The sequence below is a fragment of the Citrobacter sp. Cpo100 genome (assembly GCF_030332595.1).
Classification (GTDB): Bacteria; Pseudomonadota; Gammaproteobacteria; order Enterobacterales; family Enterobacteriaceae; genus Citrobacter; species Citrobacter portucalensis.
Genome location: NZ_JAOWHM010000024.1, coordinates 23,675 through 32,947, shown reverse-complemented (window position 1 = coordinate 32,947; position 9,273 = coordinate 23,675). Strand labels below are relative to the sequence as shown.

Annotated in this window: 8 protein-coding genes; all 8 read left to right on the top strand. The window is 51.3% G+C overall.

What is annotated here, in order from left to right; translation table 11 throughout:
• Positions 1-1,050, top strand: a 1,050-nt coding sequence (gene tuf / locus OGX96_RS02925; RefSeq protein WP_063942044.1) for an elongation factor Tu, incomplete at its 5' end; no start/stop codon positions are given.
• 230 nt (positions 1,051-1,280) lie between these two features.
• Positions 1,281-1,664, top strand: coding sequence for a preprotein translocase subunit SecE (gene secE, locus OGX96_RS02920; protein WP_003033128.1), 384 nt, complete (start codon positions 1,281-1,283; stop codon positions 1,662-1,664).
• 1 nt (position 1,665) lies between these two features.
• Positions 1,666-2,211 carry a transcription termination/antitermination protein NusG gene (gene nusG / locus OGX96_RS02915; RefSeq protein ID WP_003033125.1) on the top strand — a complete coding sequence of 182 codons (546 nt, stop codon included), beginning with the start codon at positions 1,666-1,668 and terminating at the stop codon, positions 2,209-2,211.
• 154 nt (positions 2,212-2,365) lie between these two features.
• Entirely contained in the window at positions 2,366-2,794 is a 429-nt protein-coding gene (gene rplK / locus OGX96_RS02910) for a 50S ribosomal protein L11 (protein ID WP_003033122.1), read from the top strand.
• A gap of 3 nt (positions 2,795-2,797) precedes the next feature.
• Positions 2,798-3,505: a 50S ribosomal protein L1 gene (gene rplA, locus OGX96_RS02905; protein WP_003033119.1), complete on the top strand. Its 708-nt coding sequence runs from the start codon at positions 2,798-2,800 to the stop codon at positions 3,503-3,505.
• Between the two features lie 414 nt (positions 3,506-3,919).
• On the top strand, positions 3,920-4,417 hold the full coding sequence (rplJ, locus tag OGX96_RS02900; RefSeq protein WP_001207203.1) for a 50S ribosomal protein L10: 498 nt from the start codon (positions 3,920-3,922) through the stop codon (positions 4,415-4,417).
• A gap of 66 nt (positions 4,418-4,483) precedes the next feature.
• The gene (gene rplL / locus OGX96_RS02895) at positions 4,484-4,849 is read left to right on the top strand and encodes a 50S ribosomal protein L7/L12 (RefSeq protein ID WP_003033114.1); all 366 of its coding nucleotides are present in this window, start codon (positions 4,484-4,486) and stop codon (positions 4,847-4,849) included.
• A gap of 320 nt (positions 4,850-5,169) precedes the next feature.
• Positions 5,170-9,198 (top strand): DNA-directed RNA polymerase subunit beta, encoded by a 4,029-nt coding sequence (gene rpoB / locus OGX96_RS02890; RefSeq protein WP_003033111.1) that lies wholly within the window; start codon positions 5,170-5,172, stop codon positions 9,196-9,198.
• Positions 9,199-9,273 lie beyond the last annotated feature (75 nt).

Genomic DNA, 9,273 nt, shown 5'->3' with positions numbered 1-9,273 from the left:
GCATTCGACCAGATCGATAACGCGCCGGAAGAAAAAGCTCGTGGTATCACCATCAACACTTCTCACGTTGAATATGACACCCCGACTCGCCACTACGCACACGTAGACTGCCCGGGCCACGCCGACTATGTTAAAAACATGATCACCGGTGCTGCGCAGATGGACGGCGCGATCCTGGTTGTTGCTGCGACTGACGGCCCGATGCCGCAGACTCGTGAGCACATCCTGCTGGGTCGTCAGGTAGGCGTTCCGTACATCATCGTGTTCCTGAACAAATGCGACATGGTTGATGACGAAGAGCTGCTGGAACTGGTAGAAATGGAAGTTCGTGAACTTCTGTCTCAGTACGATTTCCCGGGCGACGACACTCCGATCGTTCGTGGTTCTGCTCTGAAAGCGCTGGAAGGCGAAGCAGAGTGGGAAGCGAAAATCATCGAACTGGCTGGCTTCCTGGATTCTTACATCCCAGAACCAGAGCGTGCGATTGACAAGCCGTTCCTGCTGCCTATCGAAGACGTATTCTCCATCTCCGGTCGTGGTACCGTTGTTACCGGTCGTGTAGAACGCGGTATCATCAAAGTTGGTGAAGAAGTTGAAATCGTTGGTATCAAAGAGACTGCTAAGTCTACCTGTACTGGCGTTGAAATGTTCCGCAAACTGCTGGACGAAGGCCGTGCTGGTGAGAACGTTGGTGTTCTGCTGCGTGGTATCAAACGTGAAGAAATCGAACGTGGTCAGGTACTGGCTAAGCCGGGCTCTATCAAGCCGCACACCAAGTTCGAATCTGAAGTGTACATTCTGTCCAAAGACGAAGGCGGCCGTCATACTCCGTTCTTCAAAGGCTACCGTCCGCAGTTCTACTTCCGTACTACTGACGTGACTGGTACCATCGAACTGCCGGAAGGCGTAGAGATGGTAATGCCGGGCGACAACATCAAAATGGTTGTTACCCTGATCCACCCAATCGCGATGGATGACGGTCTGCGTTTCGCAATCCGTGAAGGCGGCCGTACTGTTGGTGCGGGCGTTGTTGCCAAAGTAATGAGCTAATTGCCGAATAACATTTGACGCAATGCGCAATAAAAGGGCATCATTTGATGCCCTTTTTGCACGCTTTCACACCAGAACCTGGCTCATCAGTGATTTTTTTTGTCATAATCATTGCTGAGACAGGCTCTGAAGAGGGCGTTTAGTCCGAAACGCACCAGAGCATTTCGGTTTGGATCGCCTCGCTTACGCGGGGTGAAAATGTTTGTAGAATACTTCTGACAGGTTGGTTTATGAGTGCGAATACCGAAGCTCAAGGAAGCGGGCGCGGCCTGGAAGCGATGAAGTGGGTTGTTGTCGCTGTATTGCTGCTTGTAGCTATCGTTGGCAACTACCTCTATCGTGACATGATGCTGCCGCTGCGTGCGCTGGCCGTAGTGATTCTGATTGCCGCAGCGGGTGGTGTCGCGCTGTTGACAACAAAAGGTAAAGCGACCGTTGCTTTTGCCCGTGAAGCGAGAACCGAAGTCCGTAAGGTCATTTGGCCAACTCGCCAGGAAACATTGCACACCACATTAATTGTGGCTGCGGTTACCGCAGTAATGTCACTGATCCTGTGGGGACTGGATGGTATTCTGGTTCGCCTGGTATCCTTTATCACTGGCCTGAGGTTCTAAGATGTCTGAAGCCCCTAAAAAGCGCTGGTACGTCGTTCAGGCGTTTTCCGGTTTTGAAGGCCGCGTAGCCACGTCGCTGCGCGAATATATCAAGTTACAAAATATGGAAGAGCTGTTTGGCGAAGTCATGGTGCCGACCGAAGAAGTGGTCGAAATCCGTGGTGGCCAGCGTCGCAAGAGCGAACGTAAATTCTTCCCGGGCTATGTACTGGTCCAGATGGTGATGAATGACGCAAGCTGGCACCTGGTGCGCAGCGTGCCGCGTGTGATGGGCTTTATCGGCGGTACATCTGACCGTCCGGCGCCGATCAGCGACAAAGAAGTTGATGCGATCATGAACCGTCTGCAGCAGGTTGGCGATAAACCGCGTCCGAAAACGATGTTTGAGCCAGGTGAAATGGTTCGCGTTAGTGACGGTCCGTTTGCTGACTTTAACGGCGTGGTTGAAGAAGTGGACTACGAGAAGTCCCGCCTGAAAGTCTCTGTTTCTATCTTCGGTCGTGCGACCCCGGTAGAACTGGACTTTGCCCAGGTAGAAAAAGCCTAAACAGCGATCAAAAAAGCGGCGATTTAATCGTTGCACAAGGCGCGAGATTGGAATACAATTTCGCGCCTTTTGTTTTTATGGGCCATGTCCGTAAAACGAATTTAATCACGGGGAGCCTCCTTGAGGCGCTATAACCCAACTAGAGGAATTTAGAATGGCTAAGAAAGTCCAGGCCTACGTCAAGCTGCAGGTTGCAGCTGGTATGGCTAACCCGAGTCCGCCGGTAGGTCCAGCACTGGGTCAACAAGGCGTGAACATCATGGAATTCTGCAAAGCGTTCAACGCAAAAACTGATTCCATGGAAAAAGGTCTGCCGATCCCGGTTGTTATCACCGTTTACGCTGACCGTTCTTTCACTTTCGTTACCAAAACGCCTCCGGCAGCAGTTCTGCTGAAGAAAGCGGCTGGTATCAAGTCTGGTTCCGGCAAGCCGAACAAAGACAAAGTGGGTAAAATTTCCCGCGCTCAGCTGCAGGAAATCGCGCAGACCAAAGCTGCCGACATGACTGGTTCCGACATTGAAGCGATGACTCGCTCCATTGAAGGTACTGCACGTTCCATGGGCCTGGTAGTGGAGGACTAAGAAATGGCTAAACTGACCAAGCGTATGCGCGTGATCCGTGACAAAGTTGATGCAACTAAACAGTACGACATCAACGAAGCTATTGCTCTGCTGAAAGAGCTGGCCACTGCTAAATTCGTAGAAAGCGTAGACGTTGCCGTTAACCTCGGCATCGACGCTCGTAAATCTGACCAGAACGTACGTGGTGCAACTGTACTGCCGCACGGTACTGGCCGTTCCGTTCGCGTAGCCGTATTTGCCCAGGGCGCAAACGCTGAAGCTGCTAAAGCTGCAGGCGCTGAGCTGGTAGGTATGGAAGATCTGGCTGACCAGATCAAGAAAGGCGAAATGAACTTTGACGTTGTTATTGCTTCCCCGGATGCAATGCGCGTTGTTGGCCAACTGGGTCAGGTTCTGGGTCCGCGCGGCCTGATGCCAAACCCGAAAGTTGGTACTGTAACCCCTAACGTTGCTGAAGCAGTTAAGAACGCTAAAGCAGGTCAGGTTCGTTACCGTAACGACAAAAACGGCATCATCCACACCACCATCGGTAAAGTGGATTTTGACGCTGACAAACTGAAAGAAAACCTGGAATCTCTGCTGGTTGCGCTGAAAAAAGCGAAACCGACTCAGGCTAAAGGCGTGTACATCAAGAAAGTTAGCATCTCCACCACCATGGGTGCTGGTGTTGCCGTTGATCAGTCCGGTCTGACTGCGACTGTGGCGAACTAATATTCGCCTTTACGTGGGCGGTGATTTTGTCTACAATCTTACCCCCACGTTTCTGCTAATTGCAGACGTATATCCGAGATATTCAGGCTGTGGCAAGGCGACAACTGAGTGAATCGCCAGGAGCATAGTTAACTATGTGACTGGTGTGAACGAAGGCAGTCAACGCCGTCACAGATTGAATAGCGACAGATAGACAAGATTTGTTCGTTGGAGCCTGGCCTATCCAGGCCTCCGTCGAAGACCGCAGGTGTTTCGTAAGAAACTTAATGCCCTGCGTAGACGGTGACAGAACGCTAAGATTATTTCTGATACTCTGGCTTGTTTCTGCTCACCGTATTTAGACGCTCTTTCCGTTTGGGAGAGTGAAGTGAGTTCCGGAACATGAGTTCCGGCAAACATCCAGGAGCAAAGCTAATGGCTTTAAATCTTCAAGACAAACAAGCGATTGTTGCTGAAGTCAGCGAAGTAGCCAAAGGCGCGCTGTCTGCAGTAGTTGCGGATTCCCGTGGCGTAACTGTAGATAAAATGACTGAACTGCGTAAAGCAGGTCGTGAAGCTGGCGTATACATGCGTGTTGTTCGTAACACCCTGCTGCGCCGCGTCGTTGAAGGTACTCAGTTCGAGTGCCTGAAAGACACGTTTGTTGGTCCGACCCTGATTGCATACTCTATGGAACACCCGGGCGCTGCTGCTCGTCTGTTCAAAGAGTTCGCGAAAGCGAATGCAAAATTTGAGGTCAAAGCCGCAGCCTTTGAAGGTGAATTGATCCCGGCATCGCAAATCGATCGCCTGGCAACTCTGCCGACCTACGAAGAAGCAATTGCACGCCTGATGGCAACCATGAAAGAAGCTTCGGCTGGCAAACTGGTTCGTACTCTGGCTGCTGTACGCGATGCGAAAGAAGCTGCTTAATCGCAGTTATCTTTCTCAAGCATCTGCTTACGTATAAACTTATTCTGATTTTCAGGAACAATTTAAATGTCTATCACTAAAGATCAAATCATTGAAGCAGTATCCGCTATGTCCGTAATGGACGTTGTAGAACTGATCTCTGCAATGGAAGAAAAATTCGGTGTTTCCGCTGCTGCTGCTGTAGCTGTAGCTGCTGGCCCGGCTGAAGCTGCTGAAGAAAAAACTGAATTCGACGTAATTCTGAAAGCTGCTGGCGCTAACAAAGTTGCTGTAATCAAAGCAGTACGTGGCGCAACTGGCCTGGGTCTGAAAGAAGCTAAAGACCTGGTAGAATCTGCTCCGGCTGCCCTGAAAGAAGGCATCAGCAAAGACGACGCAGAAGCACTGAAAAAATCTCTGGAAGAAGCTGGCGCTGAAGTTGAAGTTAAATAAGCCAACTTTTCTGGTTGCAGCCTAAGAAATTAGGCTGATGGCTGGTGACTTTTTAGTCACCAGCCTTTTTGCGCTGTAAGGCGCCAGTAGCATTTCACACTGTTTGACTACTGCTGTGCCTTTCAATGCTTGTTTCTATCGACGTCTTAATATACTGCGACAGAGCATCAGTTCTGTGTAAATCGCAATGAAATGGTTTAAGCGTGATAGCAACAGGCATTGCGGAAAGTATTCGATTTTCCGGTCAACAAAATAGTGTTGCACAAACTGTCCCTTCGTCGGACAGATGGGTCGACTTGTCAGCGAGCTGAGGAACCCTAATGGTTTACTCCTATACCGAGAAAAAACGTATTCGTAAGGATTTTGGTAAACGTCCACAAGTGTTGGACATACCTTATCTCCTTTCTATCCAGCTTGACTCGTTTCAGAAGTTCATCGAGCAAGATCCTGAAGGGCAGTATGGTCTGGAAGCAGCTTTCCGTTCCGTTTTCCCGATTCAGAGCTACAGCGGTAATTCCGAGCTGCAATACGTCAGCTACCGCCTTGGCGAACCGGTGTTTGACGTTCAGGAATGTCAGATCCGTGGCGTGACCTATTCCGCACCGCTGCGCGTAAAACTGCGTCTGGTGATCTACGAGCGCGAAGCGCCGGAAGGCACCGTAAAAGACATTAAAGAACAAGAAGTCTACATGGGCGAAATTCCGCTCATGACTGACAACGGTACCTTTGTAATCAATGGTACTGAGCGTGTTATCGTTTCTCAGCTGCACCGTAGTCCTGGCGTCTTCTTTGACTCCGACAAAGGTAAAACCCACTCCTCGGGTAAAGTGCTGTATAACGCGCGCATCATCCCTTACCGTGGTTCCTGGCTGGACTTCGAATTCGATCCGAAGGACAACCTGTTCGTACGTATTGACCGTCGCCGTAAACTGCCTGCGACCATTATTCTGCGTGCACTGAACTACACCACTGAGCAGATCCTTGACCTGTTCTTTGAAAAAGTTGTTTTCGAAATTCGCGACAACAAGCTGCAGATGGAACTGGTGCCGGAACGCCTGCGTGGTGAAACCGCCTCCTTTGACATTGAAGCTAACGGCAAAGTCTACGTCGAAAAAGGCCGTCGCATCACTGCGCGCCACATTCGCCAACTGGAAAAAGACGATATCAAACATATCGAAGTTCCGGTTGAATACATTGCTGGTAAAGTTGCGGCTAAAGACTACGTTGACGAATCTACTGGCGAGCTGATCTGCGCAGCTAACATGGAGCTGAGCCTGGATCTGCTGGCTAAGCTGAGCCAATCTGGTCACAAGCGTATCGAAACGCTGTTCACTAACGATCTGGATCACGGTCCGTACATTTCTGAAACTGTACGTGTTGACCCAACCAACGATCGTCTGAGCGCACTGGTAGAAATCTACCGCATGATGCGTCCTGGTGAGCCGCCGACTCGTGAAGCTGCTGAAAGCCTGTTCGAGAACCTGTTCTTCTCCGAAGACCGCTATGACCTGTCTGCGGTTGGTCGTATGAAGTTCAACCGTTCTCTGCTGCGCGACGAAATCGAAGGTTCCGGTATCCTGAGCAAAGACGACATCATCGAAGTGATGAAGAAGCTCATCGATATCCGTAACGGTAAAGGCGAAGTCGATGATATCGACCACCTCGGCAACCGTCGTATCCGTTCCGTAGGCGAAATGGCGGAAAACCAGTTCCGCGTTGGCCTGGTACGTGTTGAGCGTGCGGTGAAAGAGCGTCTGTCTCTGGGCGATCTGGATACCCTGATGCCTCAGGATATGATCAACGCCAAGCCGATTTCTGCAGCAGTGAAAGAGTTCTTTGGTTCCAGCCAGCTGTCTCAGTTTATGGACCAGAACAACCCGCTGTCTGAGATTACGCACAAACGTCGTATCTCCGCACTCGGCCCAGGCGGTCTGACCCGTGAACGCGCAGGCTTCGAAGTTCGAGACGTACACCCGACTCACTACGGTCGCGTATGTCCAATCGAAACACCTGAAGGTCCGAACATCGGTCTGATCAACTCCCTGTCCGTGTATGCACAGACTAACGAATACGGCTTCCTCGAGACTCCGTACCGTAAAGTGACCGACGGTGTTGTAACTGACGAAATTCATTACCTGTCTGCTATCGAAGAAGGCAACTACGTTATCGCTCAGGCGAACTCCAACCTGGATGACGAAGGCCACTTTGTAGAAGATCTGGTTACCTGCCGTAGCAAAGGCGAATCCAGCTTGTTCAGCCGCGACCAGGTTGACTACATGGACGTATCCACCCAGCAGGTGGTATCCGTCGGTGCGTCCCTGATCCCGTTCCTGGAACACGATGACGCCAACCGTGCATTGATGGGTGCGAACATGCAACGTCAGGCGGTTCCGACTCTGCGCGCTGATAAGCCGCTGGTTGGTACCGGTATGGAACGTGCTGTTGCCGTTGACTCCGGTGTTACTGCAGTTGCTAAACGTGGCGGTACTGTTCAGTACGTGGATGCTTCCCGTATCGTTATCAAAGTTAACGAAGACGAGATGTACCCGGGCGAAGCAGGTATCGACATTTATAACCTGACCAAATACACCCGTTCTAACCAGAACACCTGCATCAACCAGATGCCTTGCGTATCTCTGGGCGAGCCGGTTGAACGTGGTGATGTGTTGGCAGACGGTCCGTCCACCGACCTCGGTGAACTGGCGCTGGGTCAGAACATGCGCGTGGCATTCATGCCATGGAATGGTTACAACTTCGAAGACTCCATCCTCGTATCCGAGCGTGTTGTCCAGGAAGACCGTTTCACCACCATCCATATTCAGGAACTGGCATGTGTGTCCCGTGACACCAAGCTGGGGCCAGAAGAGATCACCGCTGACATCCCGAACGTGGGTGAAGCTGCGCTCTCCAAACTGGATGAATCTGGTATCGTTTATATCGGTGCGGAAGTGACCGGTGGCGACATTCTGGTTGGTAAGGTAACGCCGAAAGGTGAAACCCAGCTGACGCCAGAAGAGAAGCTGCTGCGTGCGATCTTCGGTGAGAAAGCGTCTGACGTTAAAGACTCTTCTCTGCGCGTGCCAAACGGTGTTTCCGGTACGATTATCGACGTTCAGGTCTTTACTCGCGATGGCGTAGAAAAAGACAAACGTGCGCTGGAAATCGAAGAGATGCAGCTGAAGCAGGCGAAAAAAGACCTGTCTGAAGAGCTGCAGATCCTCGAAGCTGGCCTGTTCAGCCGTATCTACGCTGTGCTGGTTTCCGGTGGTGTTGAAGCTGAGAAGCTCGACAAACTGCCGCGCGACCGCTGGTTAGAACTCGGCCTGACCGACGAAGAGAAACAGAATCAGCTGGAACAACTGGCTGAGCAGTACGACGAACTGAAACACGAATTCGAGAAAAAACTCGAAGCGAAACGCCGTAAAATCACTCAGGGCGACGATCTGGCACCGGGCGTGCTGAAGATTGTTAAGGTGTATCTGGCGGTTAAACGTCGGATCCAGCCTGGTGATAAGATGGCAGGTCGTCACGGTAACAAGGGTGTAATCTCTAAGATCAACCCGATCGAAGATATGCCACACGATGCTAACGGTACGCCGGTAGATATCGTACTGAACCCGCTGGGCGTACCATCGCGTATGAACATCGGTCAGATCCTTGAAACCCACCTGGGTATGGCTGCAAAAGGTATCGGCGATAAGATCAACGCCATGCTGAAACAGCAGCAGGAAGTCGCGAAACTGCGCGAATTCATCCAGCGTGCTTACGATCTGGGTTCAGATGTTCGTCAGAAAGTTGACCTGAATACCTTCAGCGATGAAGAAGTTCTGCGTCTGGCTGAAAACCTGAAAAAAGGTATGCCGATCGCAACGCCGGTATTCGACGGTGCGAAAGAGTCTGAAATCAAGGAACTGTTACAGCTGGGTGGCCTGCCGACTTCCGGTCAGATCACACTGTTCGACGGTCGTACCGGTGAGCAGTTCGAGCGCCAGGTTACCGTTGGCTATATGTACATGCTGAAACTGAACCACTTGGTTGATGACAAAATGCATGCGCGTTCTACCGGTTCTTACAGCCTGGTTACTCAGCAGCCGCTGGGTGGTAAGGCGCAGTTCGGTGGTCAGCGCTTCGGGGAGATGGAAGTGTGGGCGCTGGAAGCATATGGCGCAGCATACACCCTGCAGGAAATGCTCACCGTTAAGTCTGATGACGTGAACGGTCGTACTAAGATGTATAAAAACATCGTGGACGGCAACCATCAGATGGAACCAGGCATGCCGGAATCCTTCAACGTACTGTTGAAAGAGATTCGTTCGCTGGGTATCAACATCGAGCTGGAAGACGAGTAACTCTCGATCAAACAGGTCACTGGTGCTGGCGTAACAGCCAGCGCCAGATTGTGCTAACTCCGACGGGAGCAAATC